Raw genomic sequence first — 16,219 nt, 5'->3', positions numbered from 1 at the left:
CGAAGGCCTGCCGGTCAGCGGATCGGCGCGGTGACGCCGCCGACGACACCTCCGACGACGTTTCCGACACCACCGACGACGTTACCGAGACCTCCGACCACGCCGCCGACACCGTTGACCAAACCGCCGACTCCGTTGCCGATGCCGGTCGCAGCATCACCGATACCGGTTCCGACGCCAGCTCCAGGTGCAGGCGCAGGCGCGGGCGCCGGGGCGGGAGCCGGTGCGGGCGCCGGGGCGCCGGGTGCGGCAGGTGCAGGCGCCGACTGGGCGGTCTCGCCCGGTGCGGGCGCTGATCCAGCTGGTGCGCCGGCAACCGGAACTGCCCCTGGCGCCGTCGTCGAACCGCCTGCGGCAGCAGGAGAACCGGGCTGATTGTTCTGAGTTCCGTTGTTCGCAGTCGTGGATCCGGTACCTGCCGCTTCGGCTGCCGTCGTGCTGCCGGGAGTAGAGCCTGCGGTGGTCGATGCGGTCGAGGAGGTGGACTCGCTCGTGGTGTTCGCTGAACTGGACGGGACGTTGATCTTGTCCATGGCTGTTCCGATTCCGAGCCCGCCTGCGGCGAGCACGATGAATGCTCCAACCACCGCAGCAACTACGCCCACCCTCGACGAGCGTCGAGTCGCCGTGTTCTCTTCCTCGGTCGGCTCGGCAAGCAGCGGAGTGGAGAAGGCAGGAACCGGTGCGGGCTTGCGGGTGGGCTCGGCGGGGACAACAGGGACAGCGAGTGCCGTGGTGGCTGTCATTTCTGTCGCCAGCGTCGCAGCGCCGGACGCCGCGCACGACGCCGGATCGGCGTCGGCGATCACGGGAACACGAAGCTCCGCAGACAATAGTTCGGCGACAAGGGGAATGGACGAACTTCCGCCGGCCAGAACAACCTGATTGACATCGCTGGATTCGACGCCGGCAGATCGCAGGCTTTCGCGAACCAAGGCCACCGATTCAGTGAGGGCGGGGCGGATCAGATCCTCGAGCTCGGAACGAACGAGTCGAACGTCGCTGATTGCACCGGGAAGTGCGACGCGGGCAACGGTTTCCGTCTCGGTGGAAAGCTCCTCCTTGGCTGCGCGAGCATGCTCACGCAGCGTTTCCAGCGCTTCAATCGTCTGGGGAGCAAAGGGATCGAGGGCTGCGAAGTGATCCGACACCGCATCGAGCAGGTGCACGGTGACGAGGTGATCGAATTCGTCACCGCCGATGTCCTCGCTGCGCAGCGGCTTGCCGAAGATGTCGCTCCGTCCGCCGGTCGTGGACATCATCGTGACGTCGAGCGAACGGGCGCCGAGGTCGTAGACGACGGTCAGACCGTCGTTGACAACAGTTCCGGAAGCGGCGAGCCACGCCATGACGGCCGCGGGTTCGGCGACGAGAGTTGCGCCGTGAACCCCGGCGCCATCCAGCGCGGACTCCATGGTGCGTGCTGTGTGGCGGTTCCACCCCACAGGGTGAGCCAGGACAACCGTCGGCCCTTCGCCGCTGCCCGCCTGGCCGACGAGCGCGTCTACCGCTGTTGCCGCGAGATCCTCGCCGCGGTACTCGGTGCCGTCGGCGGCAAGTATCGGAATCGGATCGCCGACGCGCTCGACAAATCCGGTGATGACGGATCCGTCGTCCAATTGCAGTGCACTGGGTAAGCGGACCTGTTGCGTTTCACCGGTTGAGCCGTCGCTGACAGCTACGAGAGTGGCCGAACCGATGCTGATGCCGAGCCCTGCCGCCATGAACGAACTCCCCTGGTCGTGGGCGACAGAAGGACTGTCGCGGTTGTCTGCGATGTCGGTTTCAGGACCAAGATCGTTACCGGATTGGAGGCGCTCCGACGAAGTAGGGGGCCGATCCCCTAATCGGGGCAAATCCCCTAACCAGGCCAGTCGTGGCCCGTAGGGGACTTCCCCGTCCGCCCCGGCAGAAGAGGGGGGTGCTCCCCGTTGGCCCCGGTCGCAAAAGTTCTTAGCGTTGATTCCACTCGCTACCTCTGGCAGCGCACCAGTTTCCGGAGCACCGGCAACAACCCACCGGCAACATCACGGTCAACATCACGGTCAACGAACTTCAGGAGAACCCGCCATGGCAACGAACGCCGTACTCGAATTCATCCTCGGGCTACTTCGCGACGACGAGGCAGCTGCCAACTACTGCGCCAACCCGACCGCGGCTCTCAACGCTGCAGGTCTGTGCGACGTCAGCCCCGCCGACATCGTCGCTGTTGCTCCGCTGGTCGCCGAGTCCGGACTCTTTGCCGGTGGCGGCGCCGACCTGTCCGCGATCGTCAACGCCGGCGCGTCCGCTGCCGGTGCGATCGGCGGCGGGCTCGGAATCGGTGGTGGACTCACCGGTGGCCTCGGTGGCGGTCTGGGGGGCAGCCTGGGTCTCGGCGCCGGTGCGGGCCTGGGAGTCGGAGGCGCCCTCGGCGGCCAGTTCGATCTGGTCGGCGACTTCGCAGCAGCCCTCAGTGCTGCGCTTGCCATCGGCGGCGAGATCAGTGCCGACCTCGGCGCAGCCTTCGGCGCCGTCATCGAAGCCGGCCTCGGCCTCGGTGGCGCACTCGACCTCGGCGGCGCACTCGATCTCGGTGCACAGCTCAGCGCGGCTCTGGGTGGTGCGCTCGGAGTGACCGGCGGCCTGACCGCGGAACTGGGAGCAGCGCTCGACGCCGCAATCGGCGCAGTCGGCGGACTCGACCTGACGGCAGGGCTCAGCGGAGCCCTCGCACCCGTCTTCGCCATCGGCGGCGACCTCGGAGCGGACCTCGGACTGGCTCTCGGTGGACTCCTCGGCGGCGCAGCAGACCTCAGTGGTCTCCTCGACATCGGCGGCGAACTGGGTGCAAGCCTGACCGGCGCACTCGAATCCGCCCTTGCCCTCGGCGGCGGCCTGGACCTGGCCGGCGCTCTGACGGGTGACCTCAGCACGGCGTTGTCCGGCGCGCTCTCCGGTGTCCTGGGAGCCGGCGGCACGATCGGCGCTGATCTGGGTGCATCGCTCGGCGGCGTTCTCGGCGCGATCACCGACGTCAGTGTTCTCACGGATATCGCGGGAGGGCTCGATCTCGGTGCTGCCCTCAGCGGCGCCCTCGGCGGAGCACTCGGCGTCGGCGGCGGCTTGGAAACTGCACTCGGAGGCGCACTCGACGCAGCACTGGGCCTCGGCGGCGGACTCGACCTCGACGCAGTGCTCGGCGGCGGCGCAGACCTCGGCGCGCAGCTCAGCGCGGCACTCTCCGGCGCTCTCGGTGCCGGCGGGACGGTCGGAGCCGACCTGGGTGGCGCACTCGGCGGACTGCTCGGGGGAGCACTCGACATCGAAGGTGGACTCGGCGCCGACCTCGCGGCGGCTCTGGGCGGCGGCGCGAATCTGTCGACGGCCCTCGAAGGCGTCCTCGGTTCGGCACTCGGCGTTGATGCCGGGCTCGCGGGCGGCCTCGGCGGCGCACTCGACGCAGCACTGGGCGCAGGCGGACTTACCGGAATCGACCTCGGTGGTGCACTCGGCCTGGGCGGCGAAGCAGGCTTGGCTGCCGGTGTGGCGGCGGCTCTCGACACCGCTCTCGCGGGTGCAGGCGGCCTGGGTGCTGTCGGTTCGGTGGGTACAGACCTCACCGGCGCGCTCGACGGTGCCTTGGGCGCAGGCCTCGGGGCTGGATTGGGCGGCTCTCTCGACAGCATTCTCGGTGCCGAAGGTGCCCTCGGTGGAGCGCTGGACTCGGCACTGAACATCGGCGGAATCGGTACCGGCGCTATCGGCGCCGACCTGCCCTCCGTCGACCTCGGCGCAGTGAACCTCGGTCCGATCTCCGCCGAACTGCCTTCAGTCGACCTCGGAAGCATCGCGGCGGACGGCCTGAACCTCGGCGCTGTGACCGGCGATCTCGGAGCAACGGTGGGCGGCGCTCTGGACGCAACAGCAGGTCTCGACGCAACCGCAGGCCTCGATGCAGCCACGAACGCGGCGGCCGGCTTGGGCGGGTCGCTCGGCGGTGCACTGAACGGCGTCACCGATCTCGGTGGATCGCTCGGCGGGGCTGTCGGAGCAGTCACCGACGTGACCGGTTCGATCGGTGCAGACGCAACCGCGGCTGCCGGTGGCACCGTCGACGGTGGCGGTACCGTTGGCGGCGGTGGAGTCGCTGACCTGGGTGGATCTCTCGGTGGAGCGGTCAGCGGAGTGTCCGACCTGACGAGTTCGTTGACCGGTGCGCTGAACCCGTGGTCGTCGATCGATGCGACCGACGCTTTCGGTTCGGGTTCCGCTTCGGGACTGAGCGCCGATACCGGACACTCGCTCTTCGCCGAGGATTCGGTTGCAGCACCGGTCGATCACATCGACCCGGTTGCGGTTGTCGATCACCTGCATCCCTGATCTGCTGACGCAGGAACTGAAATCGGTCAAAATGACCTGATGTAACAAATCCGGCCCTGCGCGCGCTATGCGTTCGCAGGGCCGGATATTCGAGTCGGGAAGAATTGCGGGTCAACGTAGCTCATGAGTGATTCAGCGAGTCAGGTAAGCAACCGGAAGGCGCGCGTCGCGTCGTCGACGGCGTCGTTGCTCGAACGGACAGCCGCAGTGGCGAAGGATTTCGGGCGCACGGATCTGGTGCGGCGACTCGAGAACGCTCAGGTCAGAGTCAACGACCCGCGTATTCGCATCGTGGTGGTCGGCCCCCTCAAGCAGGGCAAGAGCCAGTTCGTCAATTCGCTGCTCGGCATCGACGTCTGCTCGGTCGGTGACGACGAGACCACTGCCGTGGCGACGGTCGTACAGTACGCGGAGACCGCGGTTGCCGAACTTATTCTCGCCGATCCGGGCGCGACGCCCATCCGGGTACCACTTCCGCTCGAAGAACTCATGGGGATCACCCCGGCCACACCTCGCGCCGAAGGGCGCGAGGTGTTGCGCGTCGAGGTCGGTGTTCCCAGTCCGCTGTTGGCCGACGGTTTGGTACTGATCGACACCCCTGGCGTCGGCGGTCATGGAAATCCGCATGCTGCAGGAACATTGGGTTTGATCACCGCGGCCGATGCCGTGTTGGTTCTGTCGGACTCCAGTCAGGAGTTCACCGAACCCGAGCTTGGATTCATCCGCCAGGTCGTCAATCTGTGTCCTGCGGTGGCCGGGCTGATCAGCAAGACCGATCTGTACCCGCACTGGCGGCAGATCCTCGACGCCGACCGCGGACACCTCCAGCGCGCCGGGTTGGACCTGCCGCTCATTCCGATCTCCTCGGTACTGCGCTCGCACGCGCTGAGGCTGGGGGACAAAGAACTCGAAGCGGAATCCGGCTTCCTGGACCTCTATCAGTTCTTGCGGGACAACGTCGTTGCGCGTGCCGAGTCGAACACCCGACGCGCGGTAGCGATGGACGTGCGTTCTGCGGCAGCGCATCTGACGTTGGAGATGGGCAGTGAGCTTGCGGCGCTGAAGGATCCGTCGACCGCTCAGGCGGCGGTCGCCGGACTGCAGCGCGCCCGGGCGGCGGCCGAGGAACTGCACAAGAAGACCTCACTCTGGCAACAGAGCCTCGGCGACGGCATCGCGGACCTCGCCGCCGACATCGATCACGACCTCCGGGACCGGTTGCGCCGGGTTACCCGCCAGGCCGAGGAGACGGTCGACGAAGGCGATCCCGGTAAGGACTGGGACGTCGTGGGGGAGTGGCTCGAGCAGGAGATCGCCACCGCGATCGGTGACAACTTCGTATGGGCGCATGATCGCGCACAGTGGTTGGCAGAAGTTGTGGCGCAGCACTTTGCGGAGACCGGTGACGTCGCGCTACCGCATCTCGACGTCGCCGACACCGACGGTTTCCTGGAACCGGTCGGTGCATTGGCGGACCTCGAATCCGGCCGAATCGGCATCACTCAAAAGGTTCTGGTCGGTATGCGCGGCTCGTACGGTGGCGTTCTGATGTTCGGCTTGATCACCACGATGATGGGCATGGCTCTGGTCAACCCGATTTCCATCGGCGCCGGGGTCCTGCTGGGTACCAAGGCTTATCGTGAAGACAAGCAAGCTCAGGTACTCAAGCGTCGGGCCGAGGCGAAAGCGGCTATCCGGCGGTTTGCCGACGACGTCAGCTTCCAGGTGGGCAAGGAGTCGAAGGATCGACTCCGCCTGGTGCAGCGGCTTTTGCGTGATCACTTCACCGACATCGCCGAACAGGCGTTGCGCTCGATCAACGAATCCCTTCGCGCCACGCAGGAAGCCGCGCAGCTGGAGTCGAGCGAACATGCCGCTCGTATCAAGCGGCTGGAGACCGATATGCGCGTCGTCGCGGAGCTCGACGCCGTTGCCGGAACGTTGATCGGCGAAACTCTCGCTCCTGCTTCGGCAAAGGTGACCAACGCATGAATGCAACGACCGCCGTGACTGCTGTGGAGTCGGCACACGCACTGATCGACCACGCCAGACGGGTCTACGCCGATCAGCCACAGACTCGCGCCCAGTTGGAAGAATGTGCGGCCAGGCTCGACGAGCCGCTGAGGGTGGCGCTTGCCGGCTCCCTCAAGGCTGGTAAATCGACACTGCTCAATTCGCTTGTCGGACAGGATATAGCGCCGACCGACGCGACCGAGTGCACGCGCGTCGTCACCTGGTATCGGAACGGGACAACGCCGCAGGTGACCGCGACGGCCGAGAACGGCGCCGAGTTCAACGTGCCGGTGACCCGCCGCGACGGCAGGCTCACCTTCGATCTGGGCGAGTACACCGCAGACTCGGTGGACCGCATCGACGTCGACTGGCCGTCTTCGGCTTTGGCGCGTACGACGATCATCGACACACCGGGTACCTCGTCGCTCTCGACCGAGGTTTCGGCCCGCACCTGGGACATGCTTGTTCCCGACGGCGGGGCGCCGGGCGCGGATGCAGTGGTCTATCTCCTGCGGGCCCTGAACGCCAGTGACATGCAGTTTCTCGGGAAGATCGCGGATCACGTGGGCGGAGAATCCGGGCCGCTCGGAGTGATCGGTGTTCTCTCGCGTGCCGACGAGGTCGGCGCAGGCAGGCTCGACGCGTTGTCTTCGGCGAAGGACGTCGCGGCACGATTTGCCGAGGAGTTGGAGCGAACTGGCCTGTGCCAGTCGGTGGTTCCGGTGGCAGGTCTGCTCGCACTCGCTGCTCGGACGATGAGACAGAGTGAGTTCGCGGCCTTCTCGGCGCTCGCGCAGGTTCCGGCCGAGGATCTGAGCCTGGCGCTCCTCTCCGCGGATCGCTTTGCCAGGCAGGACAGTCCGCTGCCGGTCGATGCGGCCATGCGGGCGCAATTGGCCGATCGGTTCGGGCTCTTCGGAATTCGCCTCGCCGTGACGTCGATCAAGTTGGGGGCCACTGATTCGCCGTCGCTGGCGGCCGAATTGTTGGAGCGCAGCGGCCTGGACGAACTGCGTCAGGTGATCGACGTTCAATTCGGTCAACGAGCAGATCAGCTCAAATCGCATACGGCGCTGGTGACACTGGGAAGAATCCTCGAAGCCGACCCGAGCGAGGAAGGCGATCAGATCGCGGCGGAGGCGCAACGGTTGCTCGCCGATGTTCACGGGTTCCACGAACTTCGCCTCCTCGGGCGTCTTCGTTCGGTACACACAGATCTGCCACCCGACGACCTGGCACAACTGCAAAGACTGATCGGTGGCTACGGAATCCGGGCCAGTGACAGGCTGGGCTGCGAACCGGAAGAATCGCCGGAGGCGCAGCGTGCGCGGGCTACTGCGGCGGTCCGGCGATGGCGCGAACTGTCCAGACATCCGCTCTTCGACAGATTCACCTCGCGCGCCTGCCTGGTTGCTGCCCGCAGCGCCGAGGGCGTCCTGGCTGAAATTGTGCCCGAATAGGGACCCGTTCACTGTGCGAGCGCCGGAAGAGGGTTCTATCTTGAGTTCGGGATGATCCGGACATAACTCCCAGGTTCGGGTCCCACCTCGATGGGAGCACGCGCATGGCGAGTGACATCAAGTCCGCATCACCGGATCGAGCCACCTTCGTCCTGGGGACGCTCATCCTGGTGGCTGCGGTCGCGAACCTCAATCTCTCGGTCGCGAACGTCGCGCTACCCGACATCGGGCGGGCTTTCGACGCCAGTCAGACGCAACTGAATCTGATCGCGGTCGGCTACTCGCTGGGCCTGGCCGGAACGGTGCTCTACCTGGGGGCCTTGGGAGACCGATACGGTCGCAAGATGCTGCTGGTCACCGGCATGGCGCTGTCCATTCCGGCGTCGATCGTGGCGGGATTCGCCGGGAACTTCGAAGTTCTCTTCCTCGCCCGCATAGTCGGAGGTGTGTCGGCAGGTCTGGCATTCCCGACGACGCTGGCCATCATCACAGCGTTGTGGGCAGGACCGGCACGAACCAAGGCGATAGCCATGTGGTCGGCCATCGGCGGCGCGATCTCGGCACTGGGGCCGATCGTCGCGGGCGCGTTGCTCGAGCAGTTTCACTGGGGATCGGTTTTCTTCGTCACCCTTCCGTTGGCTCTCGTGGCACTGATCTGCGCACTGATGTTGGTACCCGCTCACGTCAACGAGACGACCGAACGAGTCGATCATCTCGGCGGCATCGTTTCGATCGTCTTCATCGGGGCGCTGGTGCTGTCCATCAACTTCGCGCCGGTCAAGGGTTCGGGCACGATGGCACTCGTGCTCGGTGCGATCGCGCTCGTCGCGGGCATCGGGTTTTTCCTGCAGCAACGACGCGCGATCAATCCACTGTTCGACCTTCACGTAGCTGCGCGCCCAACCTTCTGGGTCGCAGCCGTGGGCGGGTTGGTGGTGTTCGGATCGCTCATGGGTGCGATGTTCATCGGTCAGCAGTTCCTGCAGAACGTACTGAGTTACTCGACGCTGGCGGCCGGTGCGGCCATCATTCCGGCGGCCCTGGCGATGGTGATCGTTGCGCCGCGTTCGGCGACCATGATCGAAAGGTACGGCGCCCGAGTCACTCTGCTCTCCGGGTATCTGTTTGTGGTTCTCGGATTGTTTGTCGCGCTGTTCATGTGGAACGAAAAAACGCAATACTGGCAGGTTGCGTTGGCCTACGCACTTGTCGGGATCGGGGTCGGGCTTGCCGGCACACCGGCATCTCGGTCCCTCACCGGATCCGTACCCGTGCATCGCGCGGGTATGGCGTCGGGAACGTCGGACCTGCAACGCGACCTGGGCGGCGCCATCATGCAGTCGATTCTCGGCGGCATACTCACCGCCGGGTACGCAAAATCGTTGGGGAATGCGATCTCGTCATCGCCGAACGCATCCGAGGTGACTCCCGAAACTCAAGCCGCGCTCACCAAATCCTTCTCCAGCGCTGAAGTTCTGGCGGAACGCTACCCGCAATACGCGGACCAAATCATGACCGCCGCCAAAAATGCCTTCCTGGACGGGGATACACATGCCTACCTCGCGGCAATCATCATCGTGTGTGCCGGTGCCGCAGTGGTGACGTTCTTCTATCCGCATCGCGAGCGTGAGCGTGTCCTGCTGGCGCAGTACGCGGCCGAATCCGATCTCGCCGCGGAGAAGAGTGCTGAGAAGAGTTGAGCGCGCTCTGGTACTGATGAGGGATGCCACAACTACTTCACATCGATTCGTCTGCCGAACTCCGCAACTCGACCTCGCGTGACCTGACCGCACTGTTCGCTGCGCAGTGGTCGGAGATCAGCCCGAATCACACGACGGTGACGTTGGACCTGCACCGAGACCCCTTGCCGCACCTCGCGGACGCGGCCCTGCACTACGCACCACGCTTGCGCGTCGACGGAGAGAGTCCGGACGCCGACGCAGAAGCACTGCAGGCTCGGGTCATCGAGCAACTCGCCGCGGCGGACGTAGTCGTGATCGGTGCACCGATGTACAACTGGTCGATCCCGTCCACGTTGAAAGCGTGGATCGATTACGTACACGTCCTGGGTACAACGGTGCCTTTCGACACTCGCACTCAGCCCATGGCAGGCAAGCCCGTGGTGATCGTGTCCAGTCGCGGAAACACCTATGCACCGGGTTCGGGGAACGAGGCAAACGATCACACCGTCCCGCCGCTCGTTCAGGTGCTGGGGGTGTCGATGGGAATGGATGTCTCCGTCATCACCGCGGAACTGACTTTGGCGCAGCGTATTCCGGCGATGGCACCGCTGATCGAGCAGGGTGAGGCGAGCCTGCGCGCTGCCCGGGAATCGCTCGTCGAGTTGGCCCGTACCTTAGGAGCCTGATCAGGGGCTTGATCAGGGCGCCTGACCAGGTTCAGGCGAGAGCCGAGATCATCGACGCCACGTCTGCCGGCTCTGTGTCGTAACCGGGGAAGTAGCAGCACACTTCGTCGGCATGCTCGCCGAACCGCCGCCGAATCTCGGTCGCACATTCTTCCGGGGTGCCGACGACGGCGAGTGTGGTCAGCATCGGATCGGTGATCAACGAGGCCATGTCGGCATAGCCGCCTCGCTTCGAGAGGGTATTGAGTTCCGGCTGGACCTCGCCCCACCCTTCGACGTCGAGCACCGGACGGTATGCGGGCGTCGATCCGTAGAACGAGAGCAGCGCCCGGACGCCTCGGGCGGCCGCGGCGAGTTGATCGTCGCTGCGGCCGACGCCGACGATGACCTGCGGGATGATCGTGAATTCGTCTCGGGTGCGCCCGGATTCGCGAAGGCCTGTATCGACGGCCGGAAGTGTGCGCTCGAGGAAATGTCGCTCCGAGTGGAACGGCATGACCAGTAGTCCGTCGGCAACCTCCGCGGCGGTACGGGTCATCACCGGCCCGAGTGCCCCCATCAGGATGGGCGGCGGTCCATAGGGATTGGGGCCGGGGTCGAATGTCGGCGGCATCAGAGTGTGGGTGAAGAACTCGCCGCGGAAGTTCAGCGTCGAGGTGTTCTCCCACGCCGTGAAGATCGCCTTGACCGCGGCGACGGTCTCCTTCATGCGGGCCGCTGGACGCGACCACGTTGCGCTGTAGCGTTTTTCGATGTGCGGTTTGATCTGCGACCCGAGACCGAGCCGAAAGTGGCCGCGACTGAGCAACTGCAGGTCGTTGGCCGAATGCGCCAGATGCATGGGACTGCGGGGGAACGCGATGGCGACGTTGGTCATCAGGTCGAGGTCGACGGCCGAAGCGGCTTCGACGAGTGGGAAGAACACGTCGTGCGGCCCCTCGAACGTGAACAGTCCGCCGGCGCCGGTCTCCGCGAGTTCACGGCTGCGAGCAGCGCCTGCGCCCGGCGCGGAGTCGAGTTGTACGTGAATCTTCATCGGCGTGCTCGGAGCCAGTCGCTGACACCGGGAGCGAACGGAGCGATAGCCGCCACCGCGACAAGGACGCAGTAGAGAATCGGACCCCACGTCAGGACTCCAGCGCCGATATCCGCTGCGCCGTCGACCAGGGACATGAAGCCGAGCCCGGCCGCGATGCTCAGGGCTCCGACGACCGCCGTCATCACCCTCCCGGCGTTCTTGCGTGCGCGGAGGAGTTGAAGGCTCATGAGCGCGAGCAGGACCAGGACGAGAGCGCCGCCGCCGCTGCCCGCCAGCACGACGGTCACGGCGTCGGAGATGTCGGTGGACGAGTATCCGGGGTTGTCGCGTGCAGTCGATTCTTCGAGAGCGGATCGGACGTCGTCGAGGCTGGTGACTACCACTCCGGCGATTCCGGCCAGCACGACGAACGAGCCGATCCAGGCAGAAGCAGACAAGGTCACGGCTTTGGGGGTCTCGTCGCTCGCCGGCGCTCGGAGTGGCCGAACCGAGACGTCGGGTCGCTCGGGTGCCGGGCGTGGAGGTGACGGGCGAGCAGGTCGAGCGGGGGAATTGTCGGGATCGGTCACCGGCCGATCGTAGCCATTTGGAGAGATGTGGAAGTGATGTGGCGCACTTTTTCGGCTTTTCGGGGAAGGCGGGAACAAATCTACGTGGGCTGTAGTTGACCATTTCGACAAGCTTGAGCGCCCTCGGCTCAACTTCAAGTTGACTCCCGGCCACGGTCGGAGGCAAACTTGAGCGGAGGACGCTCACCAAGCGAAAAACTCGCGGTCATGTTCGAGATCAACCACTCGAGCAGAGAACCGCAGAACGAAAGGTAGGAACACTATGGCTCGTGCAGTCGGTATCGATCTCGGTACGACCAACTCGGTAGTTGCAGTGCTGGAGGGCGGCGAGCCCGTAGTGGTCGCCAACGCCGAAGGCTCACGTACCACCCCCTCGGTGGTCGCATTTGCCAAGAACGGCGAGGTTCTCGTCGGTCAGCCCGCGAAGAACCAGGCAGTCACGAACGTCGACCGCACCCTCCGTTCCGTCAAGCGCCACATCGGCACTGACTGGAACGTTGAAATCGACGGCAAGAAGTACACGCCGCAGGAAATCAGCGCCCGCACGCTCATGAAGCTCAAGCGTGACGCGGAGGCTTACCTCGGCGAAGACATCACCGACGCCGTCATCACCGTCCCCGCGTACTTCGAGGACGCACAGCGTCAGGCAACCAAGGAAGCCGGCCAGATCGCCGGCCTCAACGTCCTTCGTATCGTCAACGAGCCCACCGCGGCTGCACTGGCATACGGACTGGACAAGGGCGACACCGAGCAGACCATCCTGGTCTTCGACCTCGGTGGCGGCACCTTCGACGTCTCCCTGCTCGAAATCGGCGACGGCGTCGTCGAGGTTCGTGCAACCTCCGGTGACAACCACCTCGGTGGCGACGACTGGGACGAGCGCGTCGTCGCTTGGCTGGTCGACAAGTTCAAGGCTCAGAACGGCATCGATCTGACCAAGGACAAGATGGCCCTGCAGCGTCTGCGTGAGGCTGCGGAGAAGGCGAAGATCGAGCTCTCCAGCTCGCAGAGCACCTCCATCAACCTCCCGTACATCACGGTCGACGCGGACAAGAACCCGCTCTTCCTGGACGAGCAGCTCTCCCGCAGCGAGTTCCAGAAGATCACCTCCGACCTGCTCGATCGCACCCGTGCGCCGTTCCAGGCAGTGATCAAGGACAGCGGAATCGCCGTCAAGGACATCGACCATGTCGTGCTCGTCGGTGGCTCCACCCGTATGCCGGCCGTCTCCGATCTGGTTCGTGAACTGACCGGTGGCCGTGAGCCCAACAAGGGTGTCAACCCGGACGAGGTCGTCGCCGTCGGCGCCGCACTCCAGGCCGGCGTGCTCAAGGGCGAGGTCAAGGACGTTCTGCTCCTCGACGTCACGCCGCTTTCCCTCGGTATCGAAACCAAGGGTGGCGTGATGACCAAGCTCATCGAGCGCAACACCACCATCCCCACGAAGCGTTCCGAGACCTTCACCACGGCTGACGACAATCAGCCTTCGGTGCAGATCCAGGTCTTCCAGGGTGAGCGCGAAATCGCTTCGCACAACAAGCTGCTCGGCTCCTTCGAGCTCACCGATCTGCCGCCCGCCCCGCGTGGCGTTCCGCAGATCGAGGTCACGTTCGACATCGACGCCAACGGCATCGTGCACGTGACGGCGAAGGACAAGGGCACCGGCAAGGAAAACACGATCAAGATCCAGGACGGCTCCGGTCTGTCCAAGGAAGAGATCGAGCGCATGGTCAAGGACGCCGAGGCTCACGCCGAGGAAGACAAGGCCCGTCGCGAAGAGGCAGAGGTCCGCAACCAGGCCGAGTCGCTGGTCCACCAGACGGAGAAGTTCGTCAAGGAGCAGCGTGAAGGTGAGAACGCGGGCAAGGTCTCCGAGGAGATCCTGACCAAGGTCGAGGCAGCGGTCAAGGACGTCAACGACGCCCTGGCAGGCACCGACATCGCTGCAGTGAAGACCGCAGTGGAGAAGCTGGGCACCGAGTCGCAGGCTCTGGGCCAGGCCATCTACGAGGCTTCCGCTGCAAACGAGGCCGGAAACACCGACGGCGCAGGCAATGACGACGACGTCGTCGACGCCGAGGTTGTCGACGAGCCCACCGACTCGGACAAGAAGTGACCTCGGACAACTCCGAGAACAACCCGGTCGACCCCGAGACCGGTGCACAGGGAGAGGCGGCGGGGGAATCCCTGCCGCCGCTCGACTCGGAAGACACAGGGGTAGTTCAGGAAGCAGAGTCGATCGTGGAGGAAGCATCCGCCACCGATCAGCTCGCCGAACGAACTGCGGATCTGCAGCGCTTGCAGGCGGAGTTCACCAACTACCGTCGTCGCGTCGAGCGTGACAAGCAGGTCATCAAGGAAACCGCGCGGGCTTCGGTCATCACCGAGCTCATCGGAATTCTCGACGATCTGGATCGCGCTCGGGCGCACGGTGATCTGGAAACAGGTCCGTTGCGTGCGCTAGCGGACAAGCTCAACACGACCCTGACGGGTCTGGGTTTGACCGACTTCGGTAACGAGGGTGACGATTTCGATCCCGCGCTCCACGAAGCGGTGCAGCATGAAGGCGAAGGCCACGACCCCGTACTCGGGACGGTCATGCGCAAGGGTTACAAGCTCGGCGACCGGGTCCTTCGGACCGCGATGGTGGCCGTGACGGACCGGGTGGGCGACAAGCCTGCAGACGGTTCAGAGGAAGAAGCGAAGTAAGAGTGAGAGGAGGAGACGCCCAGTGAGTCAACGGGAGTGGATCGAGAAGGACTTCTACAAGGAGCTGGGCGTCTCGTCCACCGCCACGGCCGACGAGATCAAGAAGGCGTATCGCAAGCTGGCCCGGGATCTGCATCCCGATGCCAACCCTGACGACGCGAAGGCCGAAGAGCGTTTCAAGACAGTCAGCGAAGCTCATGCAGTGCTCTCCGATCCGGAAAAGCGCAAGGAGTACGACGAAGCCAGGCGTCTGTTTGCCAGCGGCGGCTTCGGTCCCCGCGCGCAAGGCGGCGGCGGATTCAACCCCGGCGCTGGTGGTTTCGACATCAACGACCTGTTCGGCGGCGGCGCCGGTGGACAGGACTCGGGTCTCGGAGACATCTTCGGCGGATTGTTCAACCGTGGGGGAGCGGGCCAGCGCACAGCTGCGCCCAACCGTCCGCGTCGAGGCAAGGATCTCGAGACCGAGACGACGCTCGCCTTCCGCGAAGCAGCGCTCGGTGTCACCGTCCCACTTCGTTTGACCAGCCCGACGTCGTGCACCACGTGTCACGGCAGCGGCGCAAAGCCAGGCACCAGCCCGCGAGTGTGCCCGCATTGCAACGGAACCGGCGTAGTGAGCCGGAACCAGGGCGCTTTCGGATTCAGTGAGCCGTGTGACGACTGCCGGGGAACCGGCTCGATCATCGACTCGCCTTGCGAGGACTGCCACGGTAGCGGCGTCACCAATCGCACACGGACCATCACGGTACGGGTGCCTGCCGGTGTGAGCGATGGCCAGAAGATCAGACTCAAGGGCAAGGGTGAAGCGGGACTCCGCGGAGCTCCGGCCGGCGACCTGTTCGTCAACATCCGCGTCAAGCCGGACAGCGTCTTCGGCCGCAACGGTGACGACCTGACACTGACGGTTCCGGTGAGCTACGGCGAGCTGGTACTGGGTACGACCCTGTCGGTGCCGACGTTGGACGGCCGTGTCGGAGTGAAGGTTCCGGCCGGAACGGTGGACGGACGCATTCTGCGAGTTCGCGGACGTGGCATCCCCAAGCGTCCCGAGGGCGCTGGTGACCTTCTGGTCACCGTCAAGGTATCCGTCCCGCAGAAGTTGGACGACCCGGCGATCGAAGCGCTGAAAACCTATCTCGAGGCCGAGAAGGCGAGCGGGTTCGATCCACGGGCCGGGTGGGCCGGTGCATGATGACCGAGCGACCGCAGAATCAATGGGATGCGACGGTCGATCCTGACGCTCAGATCTTCGTGATCTCGGTGGCAGCCGAGTTGGCCGGAATGCATGCGCAGACCTTGCGTAACTACGACCGGCTCGGGTTGGTCACCCCGCACCGAACCACCGGTGGTGGACGACGGTACTCCCCGCGTGATGTTGCCCTTCTTCGTGAAGTGCAACGGCTTTCGCAGGACGAGGGCGTCAACCTTGCCGGAATCAAACGGATCATCGAACTGACCAACCAGGTCGAGGCTCTGCAGCACCGCGTCCGTGAATTGGCCGAGGAAATCGCGAAAGTCCATGCGGGCTATCGCCGGGACCTCGTGCCGATCCCGCGCAACAACGCGTTGGTGGTTTGGAAGCCTCGCAACCAACGCTAGTCGGAACTCTGGAAACAGGGCCCCACGCCTAGTGGGATTCACTTCGTCGAATCCCCTGAGCGTGGGGCCGTTTTGTGTTTCCACCCAGCGGGAATCG

General features: G+C 65.0%; 12 protein-coding genes. 9 read left to right on the top strand and 3 right to left on the bottom strand.

Annotation, left to right across the window (positions count from 1 at the left end; all coding sequences use genetic code 11):
• Positions 1-14: 14 nt before the first annotated feature.
• Positions 15-1,724, bottom strand: a complete 1,710-nt coding sequence (locus ACWF6P_RS17930; protein WP_452621884.1) for an Hsp70 family protein — start codon at positions 1,722-1,724, stop codon at positions 15-17.
• Positions 1,725-2,070: 346 nt separating this feature from the next.
• Between ACWF6P_RS17930 and ACWF6P_RS17925 the strand changes: the two genes are divergently transcribed.
• The 5 genes from ACWF6P_RS17925 (at position 2,071) to ACWF6P_RS17905 (ending at position 10,203) form a co-directional block, all read left to right on the top strand.
• Positions 2,071-4,362, top strand: a complete 2,292-nt coding sequence (locus ACWF6P_RS17925; RefSeq protein WP_452621883.1) for an IniB N-terminal domain-containing protein — start codon at positions 2,071-2,073, stop codon at positions 4,360-4,362.
• A 123-nt stretch (positions 4,363-4,485) separates the two neighbouring features.
• Positions 4,486-6,354, top strand: coding sequence for a dynamin family protein (locus ACWF6P_RS17920; protein ID WP_452621882.1), 1,869 nt, complete (start codon positions 4,486-4,488; stop codon positions 6,352-6,354).
• Entirely contained in the window at positions 6,351-7,835 is a 1,485-nt protein-coding gene (locus ACWF6P_RS17915; RefSeq protein ID WP_452621881.1) for a dynamin family protein, read from the top strand. Before ACWF6P_RS17920 ends, ACWF6P_RS17915 begins: the two co-directional genes overlap by 4 nt.
• A 104-nt stretch (positions 7,836-7,939) precedes the next feature.
• Positions 7,940-9,535, top strand: coding sequence for an MFS transporter (locus ACWF6P_RS17910; protein WP_452621880.1), 1,596 nt, complete (start codon positions 7,940-7,942; stop codon positions 9,533-9,535).
• Positions 9,536-9,558: 23 nt separating this feature from the next.
• A complete protein-coding gene (locus ACWF6P_RS17905; RefSeq protein WP_452621879.1) occupies positions 9,559-10,203 on the top strand; it encodes an FMN-dependent NADH-azoreductase in 645 nt (214 codons plus the stop codon).
• 31 nt (positions 10,204-10,234) lie between these two features.
• Here the strand turns inward: ACWF6P_RS17905 and ACWF6P_RS17900 are convergent, their stop codons facing one another.
• Together ACWF6P_RS17900 and ACWF6P_RS17895 are read right to left on the bottom strand one after the other, a co-directional pair.
• Positions 10,235-11,239, bottom strand: a complete 1,005-nt coding sequence (locus ACWF6P_RS17900; protein WP_452621878.1) for a TIGR03617 family F420-dependent LLM class oxidoreductase — start codon at positions 11,237-11,239, stop codon at positions 10,235-10,237.
• On the bottom strand, positions 11,236-11,811 hold the full coding sequence (locus ACWF6P_RS17895) for a hypothetical protein (RefSeq protein WP_452621877.1): 576 nt from the start codon (positions 11,809-11,811) through the stop codon (positions 11,236-11,238). The genes ACWF6P_RS17900 and ACWF6P_RS17895 overlap by 4 nt, the downstream gene beginning before the upstream one ends.
• A gap of 262 nt (positions 11,812-12,073) precedes the next feature.
• Here ACWF6P_RS17895 and dnaK point away from each other — a divergent pair, with 262 nt between their 5' ends.
• The 4 genes from dnaK to ACWF6P_RS17875 are packed head-to-tail and all read left to right on the top strand — an operon-like array spanning position 12,074 to position 16,122.
• Entirely contained in the window at positions 12,074-13,927 is a 1,854-nt protein-coding gene (gene dnaK, locus ACWF6P_RS17890; protein WP_019749384.1) for a molecular chaperone DnaK, read from the top strand.
• A complete protein-coding gene (gene grpE, locus ACWF6P_RS17885; protein WP_249037189.1) occupies positions 13,924-14,520 on the top strand; it encodes a nucleotide exchange factor GrpE in 597 nt (198 codons plus the stop codon). The genes dnaK and grpE overlap by 4 nt, the downstream gene beginning before the upstream one ends.
• A 22-nt stretch (positions 14,521-14,542) precedes the next feature.
• The gene (gene dnaJ, locus ACWF6P_RS17880) at positions 14,543-15,715 is read left to right on the top strand and encodes a molecular chaperone DnaJ (protein ID WP_050656306.1); all 1,173 of its coding nucleotides are present in this window, start codon (positions 14,543-14,545) and stop codon (positions 15,713-15,715) included.
• Positions 15,712-16,122, top strand: a complete 411-nt coding sequence (locus ACWF6P_RS17875; protein WP_003944355.1) for a heat shock protein transcriptional repressor HspR — start codon at positions 15,712-15,714, stop codon at positions 16,120-16,122. Before dnaJ ends, ACWF6P_RS17875 begins: the two co-directional genes overlap by 4 nt.
• Positions 16,123-16,219: the final 97 nt, after the last annotated feature.

Source organism: Rhodococcus sp. NPDC055024, assembly GCF_053608585.1.
Note: the sequence above shows the minus strand (reverse complement) of the source record. Positions and strands in the feature narration are given on the sequence as shown.

What these genes read in the sequence shown, in the direction of transcription:
- ACWF6P_RS17930 (WP_452621884.1), bottom strand. Translation starts at nt 1,724, where the DNA reads ATGGCGGCAGGGCTCGGCATCAGCATCGGTTCGGCCACTCTCGTAGCT.
- ACWF6P_RS17925 (WP_452621883.1), top strand. Translation starts at nt 2,071, where the DNA reads ATGGCAACGAACGCCGTACTCGAATTCATCCTCGGGCTACTTCGCGAC.
- ACWF6P_RS17920 (WP_452621882.1), top strand. Translation starts at nt 4,486, where the DNA reads ATGAGTGATTCAGCGAGTCAGGTAAGCAACCGGAAGGCGCGCGTCGCG.
- ACWF6P_RS17915 (WP_452621881.1), top strand. Translation starts at nt 6,351, where the DNA reads ATGAATGCAACGACCGCCGTGACTGCTGTGGAGTCGGCACACGCACTG.
- ACWF6P_RS17910 (WP_452621880.1), top strand. Translation starts at nt 7,940, where the DNA reads ATGGCGAGTGACATCAAGTCCGCATCACCGGATCGAGCCACCTTCGTC.
- ACWF6P_RS17905 (WP_452621879.1), top strand. Translation starts at nt 9,559, where the DNA reads ATGCCACAACTACTTCACATCGATTCGTCTGCCGAACTCCGCAACTCG.
- ACWF6P_RS17900 (WP_452621878.1), bottom strand. Translation starts at nt 11,239, where the DNA reads ATGAAGATTCACGTACAACTCGACTCCGCGCCGGGCGCAGGCGCTGCT.
- dnaK (WP_019749384.1), top strand. Translation starts at nt 12,074, where the DNA reads ATGGCTCGTGCAGTCGGTATCGATCTCGGTACGACCAACTCGGTAGTT.
- ACWF6P_RS17875 (WP_003944355.1), top strand. Translation starts at nt 15,712, where the DNA reads ATGATGACCGAGCGACCGCAGAATCAATGGGATGCGACGGTCGATCCT.